The 23,580-nt window shown below is 73.7% G+C and carries 15 protein-coding genes; 9 read left to right on the plus strand and 6 right to left on the minus strand.

The genetic code is table 11. The features are described from left to right. The first annotated feature begins 23 nt into the window (after window positions 1–23). From WME95_RS24115 to WME95_RS24125, 3 genes are all read left to right on the plus strand, one after another. Window positions 24–1,601 (plus strand): vWA domain-containing protein, encoded by a 1,578-nt coding sequence (locus WME95_RS24115; protein ID WP_437910767.1) that lies wholly within the window; start codon window positions 24–26, stop codon window positions 1,599–1,601. A gap of 106 nt (window positions 1,602–1,707) precedes the next feature. After that, the gene (mltG, locus tag WME95_RS24120; protein ID WP_437910768.1) at window positions 1,708–2,976 is read left to right on the plus strand and encodes an endolytic transglycosylase MltG; all 1,269 of its coding nucleotides are present in this window, start codon (window positions 1,708–1,710) and stop codon (window positions 2,974–2,976) included. A gap of 207 nt (window positions 2,977–3,183) precedes the next feature. Beyond that, on the plus strand, window positions 3,184–3,828 hold the full coding sequence (locus tag WME95_RS24125) for a hypothetical protein (protein ID WP_437910769.1): 645 nt from the start codon (window positions 3,184–3,186) through the stop codon (window positions 3,826–3,828). Between the two features lie 12 nt (window positions 3,829–3,840). Here the strand turns inward: WME95_RS24125 and WME95_RS24130 are convergent, their stop codons facing one another. The 3 genes from WME95_RS24130 to WME95_RS24140 are packed head-to-tail and all read right to left on the minus strand — an operon-like array spanning window position 3,841 to window position 8,362. After that, window positions 3,841–5,304, minus strand: coding sequence for a cation:proton antiporter (locus WME95_RS24130; protein WP_437910770.1), 1,464 nt, complete (start codon window positions 5,302–5,304; stop codon window positions 3,841–3,843). Then, the gene (locus WME95_RS24135; protein WP_437910771.1) at window positions 5,301–6,638 is read right to left on the minus strand and encodes a cation:proton antiporter; all 1,338 of its coding nucleotides are present in this window, start codon (window positions 6,636–6,638) and stop codon (window positions 5,301–5,303) included. Before WME95_RS24135 ends, WME95_RS24130 begins: the two co-directional genes overlap by 4 nt. After that, complete coding sequence (locus WME95_RS24140) at window positions 6,635–8,362, minus strand: mechanosensitive ion channel domain-containing protein (RefSeq protein WP_437910772.1); 1,728 nt, start codon at window positions 8,360–8,362, stop codon at window positions 6,635–6,637. Before WME95_RS24140 ends, WME95_RS24135 begins: the two co-directional genes overlap by 4 nt. Before the next feature lie 499 nt (window positions 8,363–8,861). Here WME95_RS24140 and WME95_RS24145 point away from each other — a divergent pair, with 499 nt between their 5' ends. Then, on the plus strand, window positions 8,862–9,953 hold the full coding sequence (locus tag WME95_RS24145) for a glucokinase (RefSeq protein ID WP_437910773.1): 1,092 nt from the start codon (window positions 8,862–8,864) through the stop codon (window positions 9,951–9,953). A gap of 340 nt (window positions 9,954–10,293) precedes the next feature. Next, entirely contained in the window at window positions 10,294–12,558 is a 2,265-nt protein-coding gene (gene thrS, locus WME95_RS24150) for a threonine--tRNA ligase (protein WP_437910774.1), read from the plus strand. 2 nt (window positions 12,559–12,560) lie between these two features. Here the strand turns inward: thrS and pgl are convergent, their stop codons facing one another. From pgl to zwf, 3 genes are read right to left on the minus strand one after another with little or no spacing between them, the layout of a single operon-like run. Beyond that, window positions 12,561–13,286: a 6-phosphogluconolactonase gene (gene pgl / locus WME95_RS24155; protein WP_437910775.1), complete on the minus strand. Its 726-nt coding sequence runs from the start codon at window positions 13,284–13,286 to the stop codon at window positions 12,561–12,563. A gap of 23 nt (window positions 13,287–13,309) precedes the next feature. Continuing rightward, window positions 13,310–14,380 carry a glucose-6-phosphate dehydrogenase assembly protein OpcA gene (locus tag WME95_RS24160; protein ID WP_437555056.1) on the minus strand — a complete coding sequence of 357 codons (1,071 nt, stop codon included), beginning with the start codon at window positions 14,378–14,380 and terminating at the stop codon, window positions 13,310–13,312. Next, complete coding sequence (gene zwf, locus WME95_RS24165) at window positions 14,377–15,966, minus strand: glucose-6-phosphate dehydrogenase (protein WP_437910776.1); 1,590 nt, start codon at window positions 15,964–15,966, stop codon at window positions 14,377–14,379. Before zwf ends, WME95_RS24160 begins: the two co-directional genes overlap by 4 nt. A 270-nt stretch (window positions 15,967–16,236) precedes the next feature. Between zwf and WME95_RS24170 the strand changes: the two genes are divergently transcribed. The 4 genes from WME95_RS24170 to WME95_RS24185 all read left to right on the plus strand — a co-directional run bounded on the left by WME95_RS24170 (window position 16,237) and on the right by WME95_RS24185 (window position 23,292). Beyond that, window positions 16,237–16,581 carry a DUF433 domain-containing protein gene (locus WME95_RS24170; RefSeq protein ID WP_437910777.1) on the plus strand — a complete coding sequence of 115 codons (345 nt, stop codon included), beginning with the start codon at window positions 16,237–16,239 and terminating at the stop codon, window positions 16,579–16,581. Window positions 16,582–16,942: 361 nt separating this feature from the next. Next, the gene (locus WME95_RS24175) at window positions 16,943–18,241 is read left to right on the plus strand and encodes a hypothetical protein (RefSeq protein ID WP_437910778.1); all 1,299 of its coding nucleotides are present in this window, start codon (window positions 16,943–16,945) and stop codon (window positions 18,239–18,241) included. A gap of 336 nt (window positions 18,242–18,577) precedes the next feature. Beyond that, the gene (locus WME95_RS24180; protein WP_437910779.1) at window positions 18,578–22,399 is read left to right on the plus strand and encodes a serine/threonine-protein kinase; all 3,822 of its coding nucleotides are present in this window, start codon (window positions 18,578–18,580) and stop codon (window positions 22,397–22,399) included. Then, window positions 22,396–23,292: a lysophospholipid acyltransferase family protein gene (locus tag WME95_RS24185; RefSeq protein WP_437910780.1), complete on the plus strand. Its 897-nt coding sequence runs from the start codon at window positions 22,396–22,398 to the stop codon at window positions 23,290–23,292. The genes WME95_RS24180 and WME95_RS24185 overlap by 4 nt, the downstream gene beginning before the upstream one ends. Window positions 23,293–23,580 lie beyond the last annotated feature (288 nt).

Raw genomic sequence — 23,580 nt, forward strand, 5'->3', positions numbered from 1 at the left:
CCAGGCCGTTCTCTGGAGGAGCCATGAAGCCGACCCACGTCGCCCTGTTCTCCGCCCTCGGCATGATGTTCACGAGCCTCTCCGTCTACTCCCTGGCCCCGTCCGGGGGCGGGAGCTCCGTCACGGCGGTCCCGGAGGTGATCACCGAGCCGCCCCGCCAGATCCCCGAGGTGACGGGCGGCGCCGTGGCCGCGCTCGATCCGAGCCGCTTCACCACCGGATCGAGGCTGATGCTGGAGGGGCGCGTCGGTCACGCGCGCCTGCCTCGCTCGGCGCAGGAGACGTTCCTGATGTTCGAGGTCCGCGGCGACGGGGCGCCCGCGAGGTCGCAGGCGCAGGCGAACCTCTCGCTGGTCATCGATCGCTCCGGCTCGATGAAGGGCACCCGCCTCACGAACGCCGTGCAGGCGGCGACGACGGCCGTGAGCCGCCTGAACGACGGCGACGTCGTGTCGGTGGTCACCTTCGACACGAGGACCAGCGTGGTCGTGCCGCCCACCACGGTCGGGCCGGACACGCGCGGCCGCATCCTCGCGAGCGTCCGCGGCATCTCGCTCGGCGGCGACACGTGCATCTCGTGCGGCATCGAGGAGGGCCTCTCGCTGCTCGGTCAGTCGAGCGCCGGCGTGAGCCGGATGCTCGTCCTCAGCGACGGCGACGCCAACCACGGGGTCCGCGACGTCCCCGGCTTCCGCGCGATGGCGCAGCGGGCGCGCGATCGCGGCGTCGCCATCACGACCATCGGGGTCGACGTCGACTACAACGAGAAGATCCTGTCGGCGATCGCGCTCGACTCGAACGGCCGGCACTACTTCGTCGAGAACGACGCCGCGCTCGCGCGCATCTTCGAGGCGGAGGCCGAGCAGCTCACGGCGTCGGTCGCGAGCGGCGCGGAGCTCGCGATCGACCTGGCGCCCGGCGTGGAGCTCGACCGGGTCTTCGATCGCTCGTTCCGGCGGGCCGGCGATCAGGTCATCGTGCCGCTCGGCGCGTTCGCGGCGGGGGAGGTGAAGACGGTCCTGCTCAAGGTGCGCCTCGGCGGCCTCGGCGGCCCCGGCGGCGACGCGCGCGGCGAGTCCCCCGTCGCCGACGTGGGCCTCACCTACCGGGACCTCGTCGCCAGGACCGACGCCCGGTGCGTGGGCAAGCTCGGCGTCGCGATCGCGGACAGCGACGCCGACGCGAGCGAGCTCGACGCGCTCGTCGCGGGGCGCGTGCAGCGGAGCGAGACGGCGGCGGCGCTGAAGCAGGCCAACTTCCTGTTCGAGCAGGGACGGCTCGACGAGGCGCGCAGCAAGCTCGACGCGCAGCAGGCGTCGCTCAAGAAGGCGGCCGACAAGGCGAAGGCCAGCGCCCCGGCGAACCGCGCGAAGGACGTGGCGTCCGATTTCGAGGGCCAGCTCGCCGCGCTGGAGCGCGCGGGCACGGACTTCGCCACACCGCCGGCGTTCGCCACGCCGCCGCCGGCCGCCGCCGCGGGGCCGGGCGGCTTCGCGCAGGCCCCGGCGGCAGCGCCGCCGCGGCCCGCCCCGGCGCAGTCCCGCCAGGGCAAGAGCGCCGTCCGCCGCAACGAGGCGGAGGCCTTCGATCTGGCGCGCTGACGCGCGGCGCCCGGCGCGGGCGGCGCGGACGGCGCGCTCCGGCCCCTGCCCCGCGGCCACGCGGGGCGTTGACACGCGTCGGGCTTTCGGGTTTTGACTCCCGGCGGTGGGCGTTCGACCTAGGGCGAGCCGGCCGGGAAACCGCCGGACGGGTGGCGACGGCGCGCAGGGCTCGCCGCCGCGCGAGCCGCCGTCGACCCGGAAGGCGACCCCCGCGCGGCGCTCGCGCGGCGCGGGGCAGCGCTCGCCGGCGTCGCGGCGCCCTGCCCAGCCCCGGACCGGGCGCGGGCGCGCGCTGCTCCTCGGGCTCGCGGGCGTGGTCATGGCGGCGTGCGCCGCGCTCCTCGCGCTGGTGTTCGGCTTCGGGCGCGCGAGGGCGCCGGACCGGGGGCGCGTCGTGGAGATCAACTGGCCGGGCGGGCTCGACGCGGGCGAGGCGGCCGCGCTGCTCGCGGCCGAGGGGCTCGTCGAGAGCGAGCGCGCCATGGCGCTCTACCTCGGCGCGACGGGCGGCACCGAGGCGTTCGTGCCGGGCCCTCACCTGCTCTTCGAGGGAGCGACGCCGCGGGAGCTGCGGCAGCTGCTCGCGCGCGCGGAGGGGCGCCCCACGGCGAAGCTCACGATCCCCGAGGGCTTCAGCCGCTTCGACATCGCCGCCCGGCTGGAGAAGCTGCGCATCGCCGGCCGCAAGACGTTCCTCGCGGCCACCGCCGACGGCGCGTTCCTCGACGCGCTCGGCATCGAGCGCGGCGGCGCCGTGGGCGCGGAGAGCGCGGAGGGGTACCTCTTCCCGGCGACGTACGAGCTCGCGCTGGACTCCGACGCGCGCGACGTGGCGCGGCGCCTCGTCGCCGAGTCCGACCGGCGGTGGAGCGCGCTCGCGGCGCAGGGCAAGGACGGGCTCGCGGCGCTCCAGGCGACGCTCGGCTGGGGTCGCCGCGAGGTGCTCACGCTGGCCTCCATCATCGAGAAGGAGGCGGTCGTCGAGGAGGAGCGGCCGCTCATCGCGAGCGTGTTCCTGAACCGGCTCCTCGATCCGAGCTTCCGCTCTCGCAAGCTGCAGTCCGACGCGACGGCGCTCTACGGCTGCGTCGCCTGGCCCGAGGAGGCGCCGTCATGCGCCGAGTGGGGCGGCAAGCCGACGCCCGCCGTGGTGCGGGATCCGAAGAACCGCTACAGCACCTACGCGCACCCGGGGCTGCCGCCCGGGCCGATCGCCAACCCAGGGGCGCCGTCGATCGCGGCCGTGCTGGCGCCCGCGGCGACGAAGTACCTCTATTTCGTGGCCGCGGGCGGCGGCCGCCACCGGTTCAGCGAGAGCCTGGACGACCACAACGACGCCGTGCAGAAGCGCCGGGACGCGACGGCGCCCTAGGCGCGGGACACGAACGCAATCCAGCGCACAAACTGCGCCTTCGGGCGCGACGGACCCCTTCCCTCCGTCACGGCGTCCCTCACGCGCATCACGGCGGCTCTCCACGCGCAGCGATCGGATCGTCATTCCTCGCGTTGCCTCGGCCGCGCTCGCGCCGCCCCCGCTTCCTGGATCTGCGCGCGCCGCGGTGTAGATTCGCGCGCCATCATGCGCCGTCCCGCTCCGTTCCTCCTCGCGCTCTCCGCTCCCCTCGCCTTCGCTGCCGCTGTCGCCAGCTGCTCGCCGCGCACCGCGCCCCCGGCCGAAGTGACGCAGGCCGCTTCCGCGACCGCCGCTCCGTCCGCTCCCCCCGACTCGGCCTCGAGCGCTGCCCCCATCGCCAGCGCCGCGCCAGCCACCAGCGCTGCCCCCGCCGCCAGCGCTGCGCCCGCCGCCGAGACGACGGTCGCCGCCGCCAGTGCCGCGCCCGCCGCCAGCGCCGCGCCCGATGCGGCGGCGCCAGCCGACGCCGGGCCGCTCCCGAAGGTCAAGGTCGCCAACATCGGCATGCACATCGGCGGCGGCCCGCACGACGACTTCACCAAGGAGCCGATCAAGCGCTCGGTCGCGCCCCACTTCGACGAGTTCCGCCGCTGCTTCGCGCTCGCCGAGGACCCGGCCAAGGGCGGCGACTTCGGCATCGATCTCCGCATCGAGAAGGACGGCGGCAAGGCCGAGGTGCGCAAGCCGCGGACGGCGCTCAAGGGCCAGGCGTTCACGAAGTGCGTGGTCGGCGTCTTCGAGCAGATCGACTTCCTCAAGCCGAGGAAAGGCCCCACCGTGGTGAGCTACTCGCTCCGGTTCACCCCGTGACAGGGCCCCGGCTCACCCGTGGCGCCCGAGGTTCGGCAGCGACCCGCGCGAGGCCTCGACCGCCGTCTCGCCGGCGCGGTCGAGCGCGTACTTGAAGAGGATCGGGCCGAACACCTCGTTCAGCGCGACGCAACCGATGACGAGCGCGCCGAAACCGGCGCCGATCGACGGGAACGCGCGCTCGATGGTCACGCTGATCCCCAGCGTCAGCCCGGCCTGCGAGACCAGCCCGCACCACGACCACCGCCGCAGGAGCGGCGGATCGTCCGCCAGCCGGTTGCCGATGCGGTTCGCGACCCACGTCACCAGGGCGCGCGAGACGCCGAAGAGCAGCGCGACAGGCCACATCTGCCGCAAGAGGGGCAGGTCGAGGTGCGCGCCGGCCGTCGCGAAGAACAGCACGAACACCACGCTCGCGGCGTCCTCGACCGCGTGCACCAGCTTCTCGCCCTGCTTCGACAGGTTCGCGACGACGAAGCCGGCCACCACGAACACGAGCAGCGCGTCGAAGCGGAGGTACCGCAGCACCTCCGTCGCGCCGAAGCCGAGCGCCACGAACACGAGGATGAGCTGGCGGCCGATCAGCCGCATGTAGGCCGCGAGCGCGAGCCCGAGCGTCGTGCCGATCGAGATGCTCCCCAGGATCTCGCGGCCGAGCAGCTCGATCTCGTGCATCGACATCGTCGCGCCCGGCTCGAGGAGCGGCCGCACCGTGGAGAGCGCGACCGCCGTCACGATGATGACGATGATGTCCGACGTCATCACGAACGCGAGCGTGTGCATCGCGACGGGGCCGGTCGCGCGCGTCTGGGAGAGGATCCCGAGCACGGCCGAGGGGCTGCGGGTGACCGCGATGACGCCCCACAGGACGGCCACGCCGAGCGCCGCCGTGGTCGAGAGCTCGGCCGCGAACGGCACCAGCGAGCGCGCCGCGTAGAAGACGCCCGTCATCGCCACGAAGACGAGCACCGTCTGGACGAGGTTGTGCAGGAGGATGCTCTTCAGGCTCTTCTTGACGGCGTCGATCCGCAGCTCGGCGCCGCCCGCGAGCGCGATGAGCGCCAGCGCCAGCGCGTTGACCCGCGAGATCTCCTCCACGGCGTGGTGGTCGACGAGCTTCAAGACGTGCGGGCCGGCGACGATGCCCGCGAAGATGTAGCCCGAGATGTGCGGCAGGCGGAGCGGCTCGACGAGCTCGCTCGCGAGCGTGCCCGCGAGCAGGAGGAAGCCGATCGAAGCGACCGCCCCCGCGGGCCCGTGCTCGTGAGGGACCGCGCGCGTCGTGGCGTAGAGCAGCCCGAACAGGATCACGAGCGCGACGGCGTGCGTGAGGTGGTTCAGCGGCCCCTTCGGGGCCGACCCGTGGTGCCGCGCGGAGGGCGCGCCCTGCTGCTCGGCGGGCGCGCCCGGATCGGCCGGCGCGGCCGGGCCGGCGGGCGAGGCGGGCTCGACGTCAGGGAGTGCTGCGGCGCTCACGGAGACACCTCTTCGTTCCTCATCCCTCCCCCGCGCTGCGCCGCGGGCGACGACGGGCCGCCCCTCTCGCCTCCGTCGCCGGGCGCGGCGCCGCGCCCGGCGCGGGCCAGGCCGCGGCCGAAGTAGAGAGACTCCCGCTCGGGCGCGGCGAGCTCACCGGCCTTGCGGAGCGTGGCGCGAAGCGCCTGCGGCCCGACGAGCTCGCCGAACACGGCCGCGGCCGTCGCGGCGAAGAGGACGGTGTGCCCGACCGGGCCCGGAAAGCGCAGCGCGAAGGCGAGGCCGACGCTCATCGCCACCGCGCCGGACGAGAGCAGCCCGAGGCCGAGCCACGGCGACGTCTCGCGCGCGTCGGGCGACACGACGCGGAAGACGAGCCCGGTCGCGAGCTTGCCCACGAGCCTCGCCCCGAGCGCGATCGCCACGATCCAGGGCAGGAACGGCGCCGCCTTCGGGTTCACGTGCGCGCCCGCGAGCAGGAGCGCCGGCAGGATGACCGGCCGCTCGGTCGGCGCGACCATGGCGACGATCTCGTCGCGGTGCCGCGACAAGGCGGCGATCGTCACGCCCATCGCGAACGCCGCGAACAGCGGCGACAGGCCGACCCGGGCGCTCGTGCCCATCGTCAGCAGCGAGGCCCCGAGCAGCACGCCCCAGCTCTGGATCAGGCGGAAATCGCTCCCGAGGAGCACGACCGCGATGAGCCCGAGCACCACGCCGATGAGCGCCGTCACGACCGTCCACCCCCAGAACGGGATCGGCCACTGGGCCGTCGCCTGCGGGACGAGCGCGAACGCGCCGCCCATCATGAGCAGCGGGCCGAGATCGTCGCAGTCGGCGATGTCGGCGATGAGATCCGAGAGCTTGCCGCTCGCGCTGTAGCGCTGCGTGACCCACAGCACGGCGTGCCGCGTCGTCTCGGCGGAGACGGCGCCCACGCCCGCAGCGAGCAGCGCGCGGTCGCCGCGATCGAGCGAGGGAGCGCCGTGGGCCGCCGCGAACCAGACGGCGGCGGCCACCGCGCCGCCGGTCAGGAGGCTCATGAGCACGCAGAGCGCCATCCGGGACGGCCGCACGCGGCGGCTGCCGACGAAGCCGAAGTCGAGGCCGACGACCAGCGCGAGCCAGCCGAGCGCGACGCCCGCCACGGGCTCGAACGCGGCGAGCGACGAGGGCTCGAGCAGCCCGAGCGCCGAGGGCCCGAGCACGAAGCCGAGCACGACGTACTCGGCGCCGGAAGGGAGGCCGATGCCCCGGAGCACGCGGCCGCTGACGAGCGAGCTGCCGAGGTACGACAGCACGAGGAGCCCCATCAGGAGCCAGACGGCGTTCACGAGGCGGCGCTCCGGTCGACCGGCGCGGGCGCGGGCGCGGGCGCGGCGCGCCGCGCGCCGCCGGAGGACGCCGGCGCGCGCCCGAGCGGGATGTCCGCGGCGACGAGGGCCTGCGCGACCGCGGTGAGCCAGCGGCTGCGCACGTCGTCGCCGTCGCAGGCCATCGTGGCCCGGAAATGAGCGCCCCCCTCGTCGATCGCGACGAGCGCGGCGCGGGCGCGGCTGCCGAGGCCCGAGCCCGTCTTCAGGAGCAGCTCGCGCACCCGATCGAGATCGGCGGCGGGGTCGACGCTGATCTCGACGGACACGACCGGAGGGCGGCCGCGGATGCGCGTCGGGTGGAACAGGCTGAGCAGGTGCGGCACGCGCACGACGCAGCCGTCCTCGTCCTCGAGGCGCGCCTCGAAGAGCGTGAGCTCGCGGACCCGCCCGGCGCGGCCGCCCACGTCGGCGATGTCGCCGACGCGCAGGCGCCGCCCGTAGATGACCGAGAGGCCGACGGCCGCCGACGCGATGAGCGGCGTGCTGGCGAGCCCGGCCGCCGCGAGCACGACGAAGCCGATCCGCGTGAACGCCCCCTCGTCGGTGCCGGTGATGAGCGGGGCCGCGAGGAGCAGCGCGGCCACGAGGATGCCGAAGCGGACAAGGACGCCGGTGGCGACCGCGAGATCGGACGGGAGCCACCCCAGCGACGTCTCACCCCGGCTCACGCTCCCGAAGAACAGCCCCACGAAGCGGATGAGGACGATGACCGCGAGCGTCGCGAGGATCGCGAGCACGAGCACCGGGACGCTCCGCGCGATGCGCCCCATGAGCTCCGACATGGGCGCGAGCACGAAGCCGGTGAGCTTCTCGCTGGTGCCGCGCGTGGAGGCGAACAGGGAGAGGGCGAAGAGGATCCAGATGTAGGCGATGCCCAGCCGGACGAGGACGCCGGCGGCGCCGAGCGCGACCGAGAGCGCGCCCTGCGACGCGGCGGGCCGGAGCATCTCGATGCCGCGGACGTGCAGCGCCGGGAGCCGCTCCGGGTGCTCGGCGACCCAGGCGCGCCCTCGCTCGACGAGCTCGCCGACCTTGCGGAGCAGGAGCAGCGCGATCAGCCCGGAGAAGACGAGCAGCGAGAACGAGAAGACGCTCGTCGCGAGGCGGCTCCGGCTCTGCTCCTTGGCGAGGACGTCGCGCACCGTGCCGGCGACCGCGGCGGCGTGGCCCGCGACCGTTGTGTGGCCCGCCGCCGCCGCGTCCTCGGGGCCGAGGTGGACGAGCGGGCGGTCGCCGACGTAGACGACCGCCACGCCGTCCTGCTCGTTGACGCGGACCTCGGGGACCGCCTTCTCCTGGGCGGCGCGCTCCAGCACGCGCGCCGCCTCACGGGCGCGCTCCGGGGGAGAGAGGCTGCCCCGGTGCACGCGGAGGGCGAAGACCGTCCTGCCGAGCAGCTCGACGCGCGCCTCGGGCTGCTCGACCACGGGAGGTGAAGGCTGGGGGTCGGGAGCCACCGGCTCGCCCTGGTCAACGGCCGGGGCCGGCGGCGCCACCGGCGCGGACGCCGGTGCGACCGGCGCAGGCGGCGGCGCCGGAGGGCGAGCGACCGGGGCGGGCGCCAGCACGACCTGCGCGGACGCCGACGGGGCCTCCGCGGGCGGTGGCAAGACCTGCACGAGCGGCGGCTGGACCGAAGAATCCGGCGGGGGCGCGAGCTGCGTGGGCTCGAACGAGGCCAACGGGGGCGCGAGCTGCGAGGGAGAGGGCGCAGCCTGCGAGGGGGCACGCGCAGCCTGCGAGGAGGCGGGCGTGGCCTGCGAGGGCGCGGGCACAGCCTGCAAGGGCGCAGATGCGGCCCGCGAGGGCGCGGACGCGGTCTGCGAGGGGGCGGGCGCGGCCTGCGAGGGGGCACGCGCAGCCTGCGAGGGGGCGGGCGCGGCCTGCGAGGGGGCACGCGCAGCCTGCGAGGGGGCGGGCGCGGCCTGCGAGGGCGCAGACGCGGCCTGCACCGGCCCGGCGAACGCAGCGCCGGCGGGAGCAATGAGGCCGGCAAGCGCGACCAGGAGCGCGGGGAACAGCCGCTGCACGCAGGCACTCTCGGCCGGAGGCAGGCCGCCGGTCAAGCGGCGCAGGACATGAAACGGCCTCGGCAGGCAGCCCGCGAGCCAGGCGCCGTCGCCTCCAGGCGATCACGCGCGCTCGAGTTCGCCCGGAATCCTCGATCCCCGGGCTCGCTCGATGATCGATCGCCTTGCCGCCGAGGCACGGCGCTGGCAGGGCGCCCGCGTGGCAAGGACCAACAGATCGGTCGCCCCGTCGCTGCTCGTCGGCGACATCGGAGGCACCAACACCCGGCTCGCGCTCTACGGTGGCTCCGGCGGCCGCCCCCTCTCCGAGGCCGTCTTCCGCAGCCGCGACCACGCGAGCTTCGAGGAGATCGCCCTCCCGTTCCTCGTGCGCAGCGACGCCCCTCACCCCGCCGTCGCCGTGCTCGGCGTCGCGGGCCCCATCAAGGACCAGGTCGCCACCGTCACGAACCTGCCCTGGCGCCTCGCGGAGCGCGAGCTGTCGCGCCGGCTCAAGATCGCGCGCGTGCTCCTGGTCAACGACCTCGTCGTCGGCGCCACGGGCTGCCTGCACGTCGCCCGCGCGTCCATCGAGCCGCTCACGGAGCGCAGGCCGCGGCCGAAGGGGAACAACGTGGCCGTCATCGCCGCCGGCACGGGGCTCGGCGAGGCCCGGCTCCTCTGGAATGGCGCCCGCCACGTCACGCTCCCGACCGAGGGAGGGCACGCCGACTTTGCCCCGCGCTCCGCGGTCGAGGTCGAGCTGTGGCAGTTCCTCGCCGAGCGCCACCCGGACCACGTGAGCTACGAGCGGGTCCTCTCGGGCGACGGGCTCGGCGCCCTCTTCGACTTCTTCGCCCGCGCCGCCCGCGTGCCGCGCGCGATCGAGCGCCGCCTCGCCGAGGGCGACCGCAACGCGGCGATCGCCGAGCTCGGGCTCGCCCGCGCGTTCCGGCCCGCCGCGCGCGCGGTCGACCTGTTCGTCGAGATCTACGGCGCCGAGGCCGGCAACCTCGCCCTGCGCGAGCTCGCGCTCGGCGGGGTCTTCGTCCTCGGGAACATCGCGAGGAACCTCGTCCCCCAGCGGCGCGAGCTGTTCATGAAGTCCTTCGTGAAGAAGGGGCGCCTCAGGCCGCTCCTCGAGGACGTGCCCGTCGCGGTGGTCACCGATCCCCTGGTCGGCGTGCGGGGCGCGCTCGCCGTCGCCAGAGAGCTCGCCGCCGCGGAGCAGCCCCGGGCCCGCGCGGCGGCCCGGAGGCCCTGACGCCCCGTGTCCTCGTGCCCACGACGGAGGCATGGAGTCGCGCGCGCAACTCCATGCCTCCGAATCGAGCAGCGCTGTCGGTCCGAGGCGGATGAGCGCGAGTTCGCCCCGGGGTGCCGAGAGGCCATATCGCGCGGCGCCGCCTCGCGCCGGGCACGATCCGAGCAGGATCCGAGCAGGAGCGGACGAGCTCCTCGCGCGCGGCCGCACGCTCCCCCTCACGTTCGAATCGAGCGGCCGCGCGCGGCCTCGCGGCGTTGACACGCTGGTGGCACGGTGCTTTAAGACCGACACACCTGACGCTCGTACAGTCGGGGGAAAGAGAAAAGAAGGTCACGTCATGGCAACTTCGGTCGTTCTACCTGATGGGAAGGTCCTCGCGCTCGAGGATGGCGGCACGGCGTTCGACGCCGCCCGGGCCATCTCGCCGAGGCTCGCCGAGGCCGTCGTCGTCGCGCGCGTCGACGGGGTGGTCCAGGACCTCCGCGTGCCCCTCCGGGACGGCGCGAAGCTGGAGTTGCTGAAGCCGGACACGGCCGAGGGCAGGGACACGATCAACCACTCCGCCGAGCACCTCATGGCGACGGCCGTGCTCCGGCTGTTCCCGGGCGCCAAGGTCACGATGGGCCCGAAGAGCCATGGTGACGAGTTCTATTACGACTTCGACGTTGCCGGTCGGACCTTCACCCCTTCCGACCTCGAGATGATCGAGGCCGAGGTGAAGAAGCTCATCGAGCAGAAGGTCAAGTTCGAGCTGCATTCCGTCCTCAAGAAGAACGCGCTGACCTACTTCGAGAGTTTCGGGCAGAAGAACGAATACAAGGAGGAGATCCTCTCCTGGATCCCCGAGGACAGCATATCGATCTATCGCTGCGGCGAGTTCATGGATATCTGCCGCGGTCCGCACCTGCCCCACGCGGGGTTCATCAAGGGGTTCAAGATCACCTCGTCCTCGGCGGCCTACTGGCGCGCCGACGCCACGAAGCAGTCGCTCCAGCGCGTGCGCGGCGTGGCGTTCCCCAACAAGGACGACCTCGACAAGTACGTGCGCCGCCTGGAAGAGGCGAAGAAGCGCGACCACAGGACGCTCGGGCGGGATCTCGAGCTCTACCTCGTCTCCGAGCGCTACGACTCCCACGCTTACTCCGAGAAGGACGAGATCGACCTCTACGTCGGCGTGGACGCGGAGGCGCCCCTCGACCGCGCGCTCGTGGAGCACACCCTCGGCGCCGCGGCCTCGGCGTTCCCCGGGCGGACCCTCCGGCGAACGGTGAAGTTCGGCGAGGCGCCGAAGGCGGCGGCGGGCGGCGGCGGCGGCGGCGACGAGGCGCGCCCGCGCCTGCACGTCCGGCTCCGCGGCGCGGCGGCGCAGGAGTCGAAGAGCGCCTTCAGGGCGGCGGTGAGCGCCCGGAAGGACGCCGACGTCGAGGTGCACTTCGAGCCGCACTTCGTCGAGGAGATCGGGGCCGGCCTCGTCATGTGGCTCCCGAAGGGCGGGCTCCTGCGCACCATCATCGAGGACCAGTGGCGCAAGATGCACCTCGAGGAGGGCTACGACATCGTCTACTCGCCGCACATCGCCAAGGCGGACCTGTGGAAGACCTCGGGCCACTGGGACTTCTACCGGGAGGGGATGTTCTCCCCCATGTCGGTGGACGGCCACGACTACTGCTGCAAGCCGATGAATTGCCCGTTTCACATCCTCATGGTCAAGAGCCGGACGCGGAGCTACCGCGAGTTCCCGATGCGCCTCGCGGAGCTCGGGACCGTGTACCGGTACGAGGCCGCGGGCGTCATGCACGGCCTGATGCGCGTGCGCGGGTTCACCCAGGACGACGCGCACCTGTTCTGCCGCGCGGACCAGGTCGAGCAGGAGATCCACCGCGTGCTTCGCTTCATCCTGAAGATGCTCCGCACGTTCGGGTTCGAGCAGTTCGACATCAACCTCTCGACGCGGCCGGAGAAGTACGTCGGCGGCCTCGATGACTGGGCCAAGGCCGAAAGCACCCTCGCGGGGGCCCTCAAGGCCCTCGACCTCGAGTACACGGTGGACCCGGGCGGCGGAGCGTTCTACGGGCCGAAGATCGATATCAAGCTGGTCGATGCGCTCGAGCGTAGGTGGCAGTGCTCGACGCTCCAGTACGACTTCAACAACCCCGAGCGCTTCACGCTCGGGTTCGTGAACGCCAAGGGAGAGCTCGAGCAGCCGATCATGCTCCACCGGGCGCTGCTCGGCTCGATCGAGCGGTTCATCGGCGTGCTCCTGGAGCACCACGCGGGCGCCCTGCCGGCGTGGCTCTCACCGGAGCAGGCGCGCGTCGTCACGGTGTCGGACAAACACAACGACCACGCCGAACAGGTCACCCAGGCGCTGCGCGCTCACGGCATCCGGGCGAGCTTCGTCCGGAGCTCGGAGAAGCTCGGCGCGAAGATCCGCGAAGCGCAGGTCGAGAAGATCCCGCATATGCTCGTCATCGGCGACAAGGAGGTGGAGGCGAAGGGCGCCACCGTCCGGCTGCGTGACGGGAGCGACCGCGGCTTCATGAAGACCGAGGCGCTCGCCGAGTTCTTGCGCGAGCAGTGCGCGATCCCCGTCGTGACGTGACGTTACCCGGCCTGCGCGGCGGCGGCGTCGAGCAGCCAGACGAGCCGCCCGGGCCCGCCGCGCACGACCCGCGCCGGCACCTCATCGGCCGGGCCGGGCCGCTTCGCCTGCGCCACGACCCCGCGCTTGCCCGCCCCGCGGGCCAGGAGCAGCTTCAGCCGCGCCTCCTGGATCACCGGCGCCGTCAGCGTGAGCCGCGGCTCCAGCCCCTTGTCCGGCTGCGCCGGGATCGCGGCGACCAGGCGGTCCTCGATGCCCGCCGCCCCCGTCCCGGGGAACAGCGAGGCCGTGTGCGCGTCGTCGCCGATCCCGAGCGTCATCACGTCGAAGGAGACCGCCGACGCGACCCCGAACCGCGCCCTCAGGAGCCGCTCGTACCGCGCCGCGGCCCCGGCGAGGTCCGGCGCCTCGCCCTCCATGCGGAAGAAGCGCTCCTCCGGGATGGCGGCCGCCGCCAGATCCCGGCGCGCGGCGCCGTAGTTCGAGCGGGGGTGATCGGGCGCGACCGCGCGCTCGTCCACCCAGAACCACTCGGTCTGCGCCCATGGGAGCGAGAGCGCCGCGAGCCGCTGGTACGCCTCCGACGGCGTGCTCCCGCCCGACAGCGCGACGCGCGCGACGCCGCGCGCGTCGACCGCCGCCACGATGGCGCGCGCGATGAGCTCCGCCCCGAGCCGCGAGAGCTCCGCAGCGTCCGCCGCGACGAGGGTCTCCTCACCACCGTTCATCTCGGTCCTCCTGTCGGCGCTCGTCAAAGGGCGCTCCACTTCGCCGCGGCGAGCACCGCCTCGCGCAGCAGCCGATCGCCCTCCAGCGAGTCGATCGTCTTCGCCAGCACCCACGTCTCGTCCCGGTAGCCGAGCGGGTGCAGGTGCTCTGCCGACCGCGCCCCCTCCATCGTCCACCGCACCGTGCCGGGCGCCTTGTCGAGCCGCACGCAGCCGAGCGCCAGCGGCTCGCCGCGCAGCGACGTCCACAGGCGCACGCCGTCGAGCCGCCGCCACGCCTGCGCGTCCGCCGGCGCCGGCGGCCCGTCGATCAGCGCGATCTCGATCGGCGCCCCGTCCGCGCCGCGGGCCTGGCCGACCACGCCGCCGGACGGCGCGGGCCCCCGCGACTCGAACGTCCAGCCGAGCCGCGAGCCCATCCAGCCGAGGAACAGCGCCGCCGGATCCGGCTTCGCCCCCGCGCTGCGCGCGATCTCCACCCGCCGGATCGCCCGGCACGCCTCCGGCATGTCGTCGAAGAACCGGGCCACGAGCTCGCGGAACGAGAACGTCCGCACGAACGCCCGGTCCGCGAGCGGCGCCCTCGTCCCGCGCGCGACCTCCGCGATGCGCTCGATGCACGTCTCGGCCGAGTCGAACACCAGCCGATCGCAGATCGGCGCGAGCGCGTCGCCGAGCACGTTCGGCGCGCCAGGCGCGAGCTCGACGATCACGGCCACGTCGGAGATCGTGAGCGCGCTCACGACCGAAGCCACGCGCTCGGCCGCGGCCACCCCGAACGTGAGCTCCACGCGGTCGTAGCAGATCGGCACCTCGCCGGCGCGGCGGCACGTGGCCGACCAGTCGGCCTGGACGCTCAGCGGGTCGAGCCCGTCGTCGAGCGTGATGAGCAGGGTGCGGCCCGCGTGCGTCTCGGCGAGGTCCTCGGCCTGCTCCTTCAGGCGCTCGACCTCGGCGCGGCTCCCCACCGCCACGAAATTGAGGGTCGACGCGCGCGTCTTCGGGGCCGGCTCCGCCCGCGACTCGTCGGGCGCCGACCAGAACTCGGCGAGCTCCGACTCGACCCGCTTGATGACGTCGGCGACGCGGCTCACGGCCGCCTCCACGCCCGCTCCGGGGCCTTCCCCCCGTCGCCGGCCCCGCACACGGCGCGCACGTCGTCCGACGACGGCTCGACGAGGGCGTCGGCCTCCGGCGGGCCCCAGCTGCCCGCGGCGTAGCGCGCGATCGGCGCGCTCTGCGCCCGCCACCCCTCGAAGATCGGATCGACGAAGCCCCACTGCGCCTCGACCTCGTCGGCGCGCGTGAACAGCGTGGCGTCGCCGCGCAACGCGTCGAGCAGGAGCCGCTCGTACGCCTCGGGCGTGCTGGAGCCGAACGCGGCGCCGTACCGGAAATCCATCGTGACGCCGCGGATCGCGATGCCGCCGCCCGGGATCTTCGCCGCGAAGCGGAGCGAGATGCCCTCGTCGGGCTGGAGGCGCATCACGAGCGCGTTCGGCTCCTCGGTGGCGCCGGGGGCGCCCTTGAACAGGCCGTGCGGGAGCGGCTTGAAGTGCAGCACCACCTCGGCCACCCGCTTCGCCAGCCGCTTGCCGGCGCGCAGATAGAACGGCACCCCGCCCCAGCGCCAGCTGTCCAGGTGGAGCTTCATCGCGACGTAGGTTTCCGTCGTCGAGTCCTTCGCGACGTCCGGCTCCTCCGTGTAGCCGGGCACCTTCTCGCCGCGCACCATGCCGGGCGCATACTGCCCGCGCACCGTCGACGACAGCGCGTCCGGGCCCGCGATCGGCCGGAGCGTGCGGAGCACCTTCACCTTCTCGTCGCGCACCGCGTCCGCGTCCCACGACGACGGCGGCTCCATCGCGACCAGCGTGAGCAGCTGGAGCGCGTGGTTCTGCACGATGTCCCGCGTGATGCCGACCTTCTCGTAGAACTTGCCGCGCCCCTCGACGCCGATCTCCTCGGCCACGGTGATCTGCACGTGATCGACGTGCTGGCGCGACCAGAGCGGCTCGAAGATTGTGTTGCCGAACCGCAGGACGAGGAGGTTCTGGACGGTCTCCTTCCCGAGGTAGTGGTCGATCCGGTAGATCTGCGACTCCGCGAGGTGGGCGAGCAGGTCGCGGTTGAGGGCGCGGGCGCTCTCCAGATCCTCGCCGAACGGCTTCTCGACGACGACGTGCTGGAACGGCGCGTCCTTCTCGTGCGACGGCGGCGCGACGAGGTTCGCCGCGCGCAGGCCGCGCACGATGGGCGCGAACTGATCGGGGGCGACGGCCAGGTAGAAGACCCGGTTCTTGCGGGTGCCGCGCTCGGCGTCGAGCCGCTCGAGCTCCGCGGCGAGCCGGGTGTACGTCTCGGCCTCGTCGAACGCCCCCTGGACGTAGCTGATGCCCTTCTCGAGCTCGCTCCAGGTCGCCTCCTCGAGCGGGCGGCGCGAGTACTTCCCGACGGCCTCGCGCATCTCCTTCGCGAAGTCCGGCTTCGGGCGCCGCGCCACGCCGACGACGGCGAAGCCGCCGGTGAGGAGCCGGCTGAGCGTCAGGTTGTAGACCGCGGGCAGCAGCTTGCGCCGCGTCAGGTCGCCCGAGGCGCCAAAGATGACGAGCGCGGCCGGCGAGGCGGTGCGCTCCTCGGGCATCCCTTCGCGAAGCGGGTTCTTCTCGGCTTGGGTCATGGTGGATGAGCTCCGGTCGGTGACGACGACGGGCACGATGCTCGCGCGCCTCCGCGGCGTAGGGTAGTCCGGATCGCACGCGCGGGCGCGGAACGAAGCGAGAACGATGCCGGAGGTCGCGCGACGAGCGCGACGACGACCTCGCGCGGGCGTGCCGGCGGAGCGCGCCCGCCGAGCGTGCCCGCACAGCCCGGCGCCCGCGCCGAGCGTGCCCGTCGGCTCGCGGCGCCCTTCCATCCGATCGCGACCGGTACTAGGCTGCTCCGCGCGATGGCCGCGCCGGTGCTCCCGCGAATCCGCGTCCCCCACCCCCACGTGCGAAGCGATAGCCAGGTGCTCGCCGGGAGCCCCCACGTCCTCGGGTCGCGCGTCCCGGTCCGGCGGCTCTGGGCGTGGCACCGCGGCGGCGCGTCGGTGGAGACGCTGCTCAAGCGGTACCCGAACCTCGGGCCCGCGCGCGTGCTCGACGCGCTCGCGTTCGCGTACGACAACCAGGACCTCATCGAGGCCGACATCGCGCGCGAGCAGCTGCTCTTCAAGAAGCAGGGCGGGCCCACGGTCGGCGCGCGCCCGCTTTCTCAGCTGAACCTCCCCTTCGACGAGGACGACGAGTGAGCGGCGCCCGAGAGGGCGCGGCCGGCAAGGGACGGGGCGCGCGCCGCGCGTGAGGCGCCGCGGGCGAGACGCCGTGCGCGCCGCGCGAGCTCCCTCGGGCCATATATATATGTGAAACGCCTCGCGCCACCTGCGATGCAGACCGCCGTCCCCGCGCGATGAGCTCAGCTTGATTCTTTACAGCCATCCTGACTTGGGGCAATGAGGGCCGTCCGTCGCTGGAGCCCGCGGTGCGGGGCTGCTCGGCATTACGAGTGACCGTCGCGCAGGATCGCGGCTGTCCCAGCTTTCAAGTTCGCGGCTGCTGGTATAGGGTCCGCGCTCCATGGGGTACCGATCGAGGTGCCGGAGGGATTCTGAGATGAGCGTCAATCGATGGAAGTTGTTTGCGATGCCCGTGGCCCTTCTCGGCCTGGCTTCGCCTCTCCTCGTGAACTGCGGCGGCAAGGGGATCCCGGGTGCGGACAGCCTTCCTGGCCCCGCCGGTGACCTGGCGTCGGCCGCGAGCGGCTGCGACGAGATGAAGAACGGCGGCATCGCGAACCTGAAGTTCGACGGCGGCGCCGAGGTCGAGGGCAAGATCAAGGGCTTCCTCGAGGCGGCCGCGTCGCTCGACAAGCTCACCGTCGCCATGGAGGCGGACCTCATCGCCTCGTGCGCCAAGCTCGGCAAGGACCTCGGCATGAGCGAGGCGGAGCTGAAGGCCGATCCGAGCGGCGGCAAGGGCGCCGAGAAGGTCTGCGGCGCGGTCTCGGCCAAGGTGAACGCCGCCGTCAAGGCGAACGCCGAGGCGAAGATCACCGTCCAGATCGATCCGCCGAAGTGCTACGCCGACATCACCGCCATGCAGAAGTGCCTCGGCGACTGCGGCTCGCCGGTGCAGCCCGGCAAGCTCGAGGCGAGCTGTGAGGGCGGCGAGATCAGCGGCAAGTGCGACGCCGAGTGCAAGGGCAAGTGCAGCGTCGAGGCCGGCGCGGCGTGCACCGGCACCTGCAACGCGAGCTGCTCGGGCAAGTGCGACGTCGGCTTCAAGGGCACCTGCGGCGGCAAGTGCGACGGCAAGTGCGACGGCAAGGACTCGAAGGGCGCGGCGTGCGCCGGCACCTGCGAGGGCAAGTGCGACGCCAAGGCCGAGGGCTCCTGCTCGGGCACCTGCGAGGGCAGCTGCTCCGGCTCCTGCGAGGTCAAGGCCGCGGCGAAGTGCTCCGGCTCGTGCTCCGGCGGCTGCAGCGCCGAGATCAAGGAGCCGAAGTGCTCGGGCGAGTTCAAGCCCCCGAGCGTCGACCCGAGCTGCCAGATGCAGTGCACGGCGAAGACCGCCGGCGAGGCGAAGTGCGATGCGCCGAACGTCCGCATCGTGGCGACCGGCAAGGTGAACGCCGACGCGCAGAAGCTCGTCGCCGCGCTCCGCACGTCGCTCCCGGCGATCGCGAAGGTGCAGCTCGGCTCCGGCAAGAAGCTGGCGGCGGCGGTGTCCGGCGTCGGCAAGGCGGGCGTCGAGGTGAAGGACGTGGCGCTCAAGGCCGGCGGCAAGGCGGTCGCCTGCGTCGCGGCCGCGGTCGACGCGTCGGCCAGCGCGACGGCCTCGATCGACGTCAACATCAAGGCGAGCGCGAGCGTCAGCGGCTCGGCGAGCGGTTCGGCCAGCGGCGGGACCTGATCCCCGGCGCGGCCTGAGCGCGGACGCGGCGGCGGTCCCCTCCCGGGGGCTGCCGCCGTCGTCATTTCAGGCGCCGAATCCGGGCTCGCGGCCCAGATCTGGATGCGAGCTCACTTTTCCGGTCGCGGCGCGCGGGGCGCGATGGCCGAGATCGGCGCCGGATGCGCCGCCCAACGTTGCACGCAGGTTTCTTGGCCAGACAGCCGCGATGCGGCGAGCCGTCGAGGCGGCGTGCCTCAGGCAGGCGGCCAGGCCATTGCGCGCTGTCGCGGCGCTCGTCCGGGGTATCATGGTGCGTCGGCGAACGATGACGGGGTACTCGGAAGGGCAGGAGCGATGGTCGGCGATCCCTTGATCGAGCGCGGCGCCAGGATCGGCGAGTACACGATCGCCGATCGCCTCGGCGAGGGCGGCTTCGGCGCCGTATTCCGCGGCCGTGACGGGGCCGGAAACGACGCCGCCATCAAGATCTTCAAGGACGTGAGCGCCCAGAACGCCGGGCAGCTCTTCGCCCAGCAGAACGAGATCGAGGCGCTGCTCCGCCTGCGCCACCCCTCGCTCGTCAAGCTCTCCTCGTACGGCGTCCTGGACGGCGTGGGCCTCTACCTGGCGATGGAGCTCGTGCAGGGCGAGACGCTCGACCGGTACCTCGCACGGATGGGCTCGCTCGACACGATCGAGGCCCTGCGCATCGCGCGCCGCGTGGCCGAGGCGCTCGCGCACTGCCACGCGCTCAACGTCCTCCACCTCGACCTCAAGCCGAGCAACATCGTCCTCACCGATCCGTACGAGCCCCGGCTCAAGATCCTCGATTTCGGCCTGGCGACGCTCACCGTGAGCTTCCAGCCCGAGCACACGCGCGTCAACGCGGGCACCATCGCGTACCTGGCGCCCGAGTGCCTGAAGCGGGGCGCGCTCGGGCGCCCGAGCCCCCGGATGGACCTCTACGCGGTCGGCGTCATGCTCTACGAGCTGCTCGCCGGCCGGCTCCCGTTCTCGGACGGCACCGTCAACAGCGTCATCAACCAGAAGGTCTACGGCACGCTCGTGCCGCTCGCCCACGCGGCGCCCGAGACGCCGGCGCCCGTCGTCGCGCTCGTCGAGGAGCTCCTGGAGCGCGACCCGGCGCGGCGCTTCTCCAGCGCGGCCCGGCTCTGCGCGCGGCTCAAGGAGCTCTATTACGTCACGCTCCACGGCACCTCGCAGCCCCCGGCCGGGGCCGAGGCGCAAGCGCACGAGCGCGACGCCGCCGGGCCGGAGACCTTCGACGACGCGCACGACGCGCCCTTCGTCGGCCGCGAGCAGGAGCTCGGGCGGCTCATCGAGCTCGTCCAGGGCGCGGTGCGCGGCGAGCCGCGGCCGGCCGTGGTGGTCGGCGACACGGGCGTCGGCAAGAGCCGCCTCGTCGCCGAGCTGCTCCGGAGCGCCGAGCAGGCGGGCACGGCGATCGTCGCGTACGGCCGGTGCAGGGAGCTCTCCGGGCTCGTGCCCTACTCCGCGATCCGCGAGGCGCTGACGCAGATCGCGCTCTGGCTGGAGCGGCACGGCGACAGCCGGGCGGCGCGCATCCGCCGGCTGGTGAGCCTCGTGATCGCCGACGACGCCGCCCTCCTCCGGGGGCTCGTGCCGGAGCTGACGCGCGCGGTCGGGCTCGCCGACGAGGGCGGCGCCATCGGCCCGGGCGGAACGCGCTGGGTCGCCGAGCTGATCCTGCGGCTGCTCGGCGCGATCTCCGAGGAGATCCCGGTCGTGCTCGCGATCGAGGACGTGCACTGGGCCGACGAGGCGACGCAGGAGGTGCTGCTGCGCCTCTCGGATCAGCTCGGCGAGATGCCGGTGCTCCTGCTCGGCACGGCGCGGCCGCCCTTCGCTCGCGGCTCGTCGCTGCCTCCGCCCGGGTCATCGCTGCCCCCGCCCGGCTCGTTGCTGCCTCCGCCCGGCTCGTCGGCGCTGCGCGGCCCGCCGGGCTCGTCGCCGATGACGCCGCGCTCGGCGGGGTGGCTCGCGTGGAAGGACGTCGAGCGCCTCGACCTCGGCCCGCTCCGGCCCGAGGAGAACCGGGCGCTCCTCTCCGCGCTCGGCCGCGGCGCGGGCGACGACCTCGTCCAGGAGCTCGTGCGCCGCGTCCCGCTGCTCGCCGCGGGCAACCCGCTCTTCAACATCCAGGTCGTCCGCAACATGGAGACCGAGGGCTTCCTGCAGCGCAGCCGGAGCGGCGCGCTCGAGATCTCCCGCGCCGACGCGCATTACCTCGCGCCCGCGTCGGTCTCGGACGTCCTCTCGCGCAGCATCGACGCGCTCGATCCCACGACGGTCCAGGTCCTCGGCGTCGCCGCGCTCATCGGCCGCCAGTTCCTGCGCGACGATCTTGTCGAGCTCGGGCTCTTCGACCCGGCGGAGGTCGACAGCGCCCTGCGCGACGCCGCGGCGCACTACGTCTGCCTCGGCGAGGACGGAGGCCTCGCGTCGTTCTCGCACGACGCGGCGCGCGAGCAGCTCGCCGCCCGCGTGCCGCCCGAGGAGCGCCCCGACTACCACGGGCGCATCGCGCGGCGCATCGAGCTGCGCGGCGGCGATCCGGGGACGCTCGCGCACCACGTCGAGCGCGCCGGCGATCTCGACCGCGCCGCGTCGACGTACCTGCTCGCGGCGGGCGAGGCCGATCGGCTCCAGGATCCGCACGGCGCAAGCCGCCGGCTGAAGCAGGCGCTCGCGCTGCTCGAGCGGCTGCCGCTCGACCCGGGGCGGATCGAGCTGAGGGCCCGCTGCGCGCACGAGCTCGCGCGCGTGGCGTGCCTGCTCGGCAGCACGGCGGAGCCGCTCGATCTGCTCCGCCGCACGCAGGGGGCGCTGCCGGAGACGCCGCTCGTCACGGCGGCCCTCTCCAGCGCGCTGTCGCGCGTGCACTACGTGCGGGGCGAGTTCGCCGACGCGGTGGCCCACAGCCGCAAGGCGCTCGAGGCGATCGGATCGAGCCCGGAGCTGCGCCCGTACCAGTGCCTGCCGGCGAACATCCTCGGGCGCGCGCTGTGCGCGGCCGGCAAGGTGGGCCCGGCGACCGAGCCGCTCCGCCGCGGCTGCGAGCTCGCGGAGGCGGCGGGCGAGTACGTCGAGCTCTGCCACTCGCGCGGCATCCTCTGCGTCGCGCTGAGCCAGTCCGGCTTCTACGCCGAGGCCGAGCAGAACGCCGCGGACGCCGCGCGCCTCGCCGAGCGCCTGCGCGACCCGGTGCGGCTGCTCGGCACGTGGTTCTACCACGCGGTGCTCGCGGAGGGCCGGTTCGACTGGGATCTCGGGGTCCGGTCGACAGCGCAGCTGCTCTCGTACGCCGAGGAGCACGGCCTGAGCGGGCTCTATCTGTACATGGGGACGATGTACGCGGGCCGGCACCAGTTCCACATGGGCCAGCTCACGCGGGCCCGCGTGTTGATCGCGAACGCCGTCAACCTGAGCGGCGTGCTGGGCATCGGCATGGGGCGCGGCTGGGCGGAGGGGTACCTGGGCGACGTGTACTTCGTGCAGGGCCTGCTTCGCGAGGCGCTGGCCGCCTACGAGCGGGCGATCGAGATCGGCTCGGCGGGGACGGGCGACGCGTACGCCGTGAGCCTCGGCAGGGTCGGCCGGATGCACGCGCGGGCGCTGCTCGCCGACGACGCCGGCCAGGCCGGCGATCTCGCCGCGTACGGCCGGGAGACGCTCGATCTCATCCGCGCGTCGGGCAACCGGACGCTGCTGGTGACGGCGCTCGAGCGTCACGCCGAGGCGCTCGACGCGCTGGGCGACGGGGGGGCTGCGCGCGGCGTCCGCGCCGAGCGCGCGGCGCTCGTCGAGGAGCTCGGCCTGACGGATCCGACGTTCTGGCCGCGCGTCCCGGCCGAGGCGGCGTTCCAGGGCCCCCCGCGGGCGTACTGGGTCGATCTACCGCGCGAGGTCCGGAGCGCGGGCCCGAGCAACGTCGGCACGACGCAGATCGTGGGCGCGACGGTGGCGGAGCTCGCGGCGGCGGCGACGATCGCAGTCCCGGAAGAGGAGCTCGGCGGGCCGACGATCGTGGCGATCCCGCGCCTCCGCCACGTCACGCTGCTGGAGACGCTGGCCTCGGTGGAGGGCTTCGTCCCCCGCTTCGACGGGCCGGAGGCCCCGCCGGTCGCCAAGTGACGGCGGAGGACGGCGGCGCCACGCGGGCGGGGCTGCGCGAGCAGGGATCCGCGGCCGCTTCGAAGGTCGCCTCGACGGCGGACGGTGAGCGTGATGCGCGCTGCGCGGGCGCTGCCACGGCGCCGGCCGGCGCGGTCGAGGTCGTGCGCACGGCGCTCGCCCACGCCTGGGCGATGCTGTTCCTCGTCGTGCTGCTCCCCGTCGGGCTGCTCTGTTTTCCCTTCGATCCCCGGCAGAAGATGCACGACCGGCTCTCGGTCGTCTGGGCGCGCGGGGCGCTCTGGCTGGTCGGCGTGCGCGTCGAGGCCGAGGGCGTCCAGCACGCGCGGCCCGGGGAGCGGTACGTGATCGCGGCGAACCACCAGAGCACGCTCGACATCCTCGCGTTGCTCGTGGTGCTCCAGGGGCGCACGCCGCTCCGGTTCCTGGCGAAGCGCGCGCTGTTCCGCGTGCCGGTGCTCGGCTGGGGCATGCGCCTGTACGGCCACACGCCTGTCGATCGTCACCGGCAGCACGCGCGCGCCCGCGGCGCGCTCGCGGATCTCGGCGAGGCGCAGCGCAACCTGATGCAGCGGTGGTCGACGATGTTCTTCCCCGAGGGCACGCGGAGCGCGACGGGCCGGCTCCTGCCCTTCCGGCTGGGCGCGTTCCGGACCGCCTCGGCCGCGGGCGCGCGCGTCCTGCCGGTGACCATCGACGGCGCGGGCGCGCTGCAGCCAAAGGGACGTTATGCCGCCGCGCCCGGCGTGGTGCGGGTCGTTGTGCACCCGCCGCTCGACCCGCCGGGGGCGTCGATCGAGGCGCTGCACGCCTCGATGGAGGCGTGCAGGTCCGCCGTGGCGTCGGCGTTGCCGGAGGCGCTCCGGGAAGGGGGCGAGGCGGGAAGCGGGTGACTCATGGGGGGAGCGACGTGGGCACCGTCGCCTTCTCCGAACGCCGCCGATACTCGCTCCGCACCCTGGCGCAGCCGTCAACTCCAGGAGTACAGCGTGCCGGTGGGACTCCCTCCAACTCCGCGAACACGCGCGCGGCGTGCCCGCCCTTCATCCCGATCTCGATCCCTGTTCGTGAGAGATATCTCCTGAGAGGTCCGTGCGCCTCCATCACGGAGTCGGTACGGACCAAGGCGAGGAAGCCGGGGTGGATGCAGACGTCCCCGCCGTCGGCCCGTTTTCGCCGCG

The organism is Sorangium sp. So ce327 (assembly GCF_051530205.1).
GTDB lineage: Bacteria > Myxococcota_A > Polyangia > Polyangiales > Polyangiaceae > Sorangium > Sorangium cellulosum_B.

Bases quoted from the DNA above. Each gene is read 5' to 3' on its own strand.
- WME95_RS24115 (WP_437910767.1), top strand. From the start codon at position 24: ATGAAGCCGACCCACGTCGCCCTGTTCTCCGCCCTCGGCATGATGTTC.
- WME95_RS24125 (WP_437910769.1), top strand. From the start codon at position 3,184: ATGCGCCGTCCCGCTCCGTTCCTCCTCGCGCTCTCCGCTCCCCTCGCC.
- WME95_RS24145 (WP_437910773.1), top strand. From the start codon at position 8,862: ATGATCGATCGCCTTGCCGCCGAGGCACGGCGCTGGCAGGGCGCCCGC.
- thrS (WP_437910774.1), top strand. From the start codon at position 10,294: ATGGCAACTTCGGTCGTTCTACCTGATGGGAAGGTCCTCGCGCTCGAG.
- pgl (WP_437910775.1), bottom strand. From the start codon at position 13,286: ATGAACGGTGGTGAGGAGACCCTCGTCGCGGCGGACGCTGCGGAGCTC.
- zwf (WP_437910776.1), bottom strand. From the start codon at position 15,966: ATGACCCAAGCCGAGAAGAACCCGCTTCGCGAAGGGATGCCCGAGGAG.
- WME95_RS24170 (WP_437910777.1), top strand. From the start codon at position 16,237: ATGGCCGCGCCGGTGCTCCCGCGAATCCGCGTCCCCCACCCCCACGTG.
- WME95_RS24175 (WP_437910778.1), top strand. From the start codon at position 16,943: ATGAGCGTCAATCGATGGAAGTTGTTTGCGATGCCCGTGGCCCTTCTC.
- WME95_RS24180 (WP_437910779.1), top strand. From the start codon at position 18,578: ATGGTCGGCGATCCCTTGATCGAGCGCGGCGCCAGGATCGGCGAGTAC.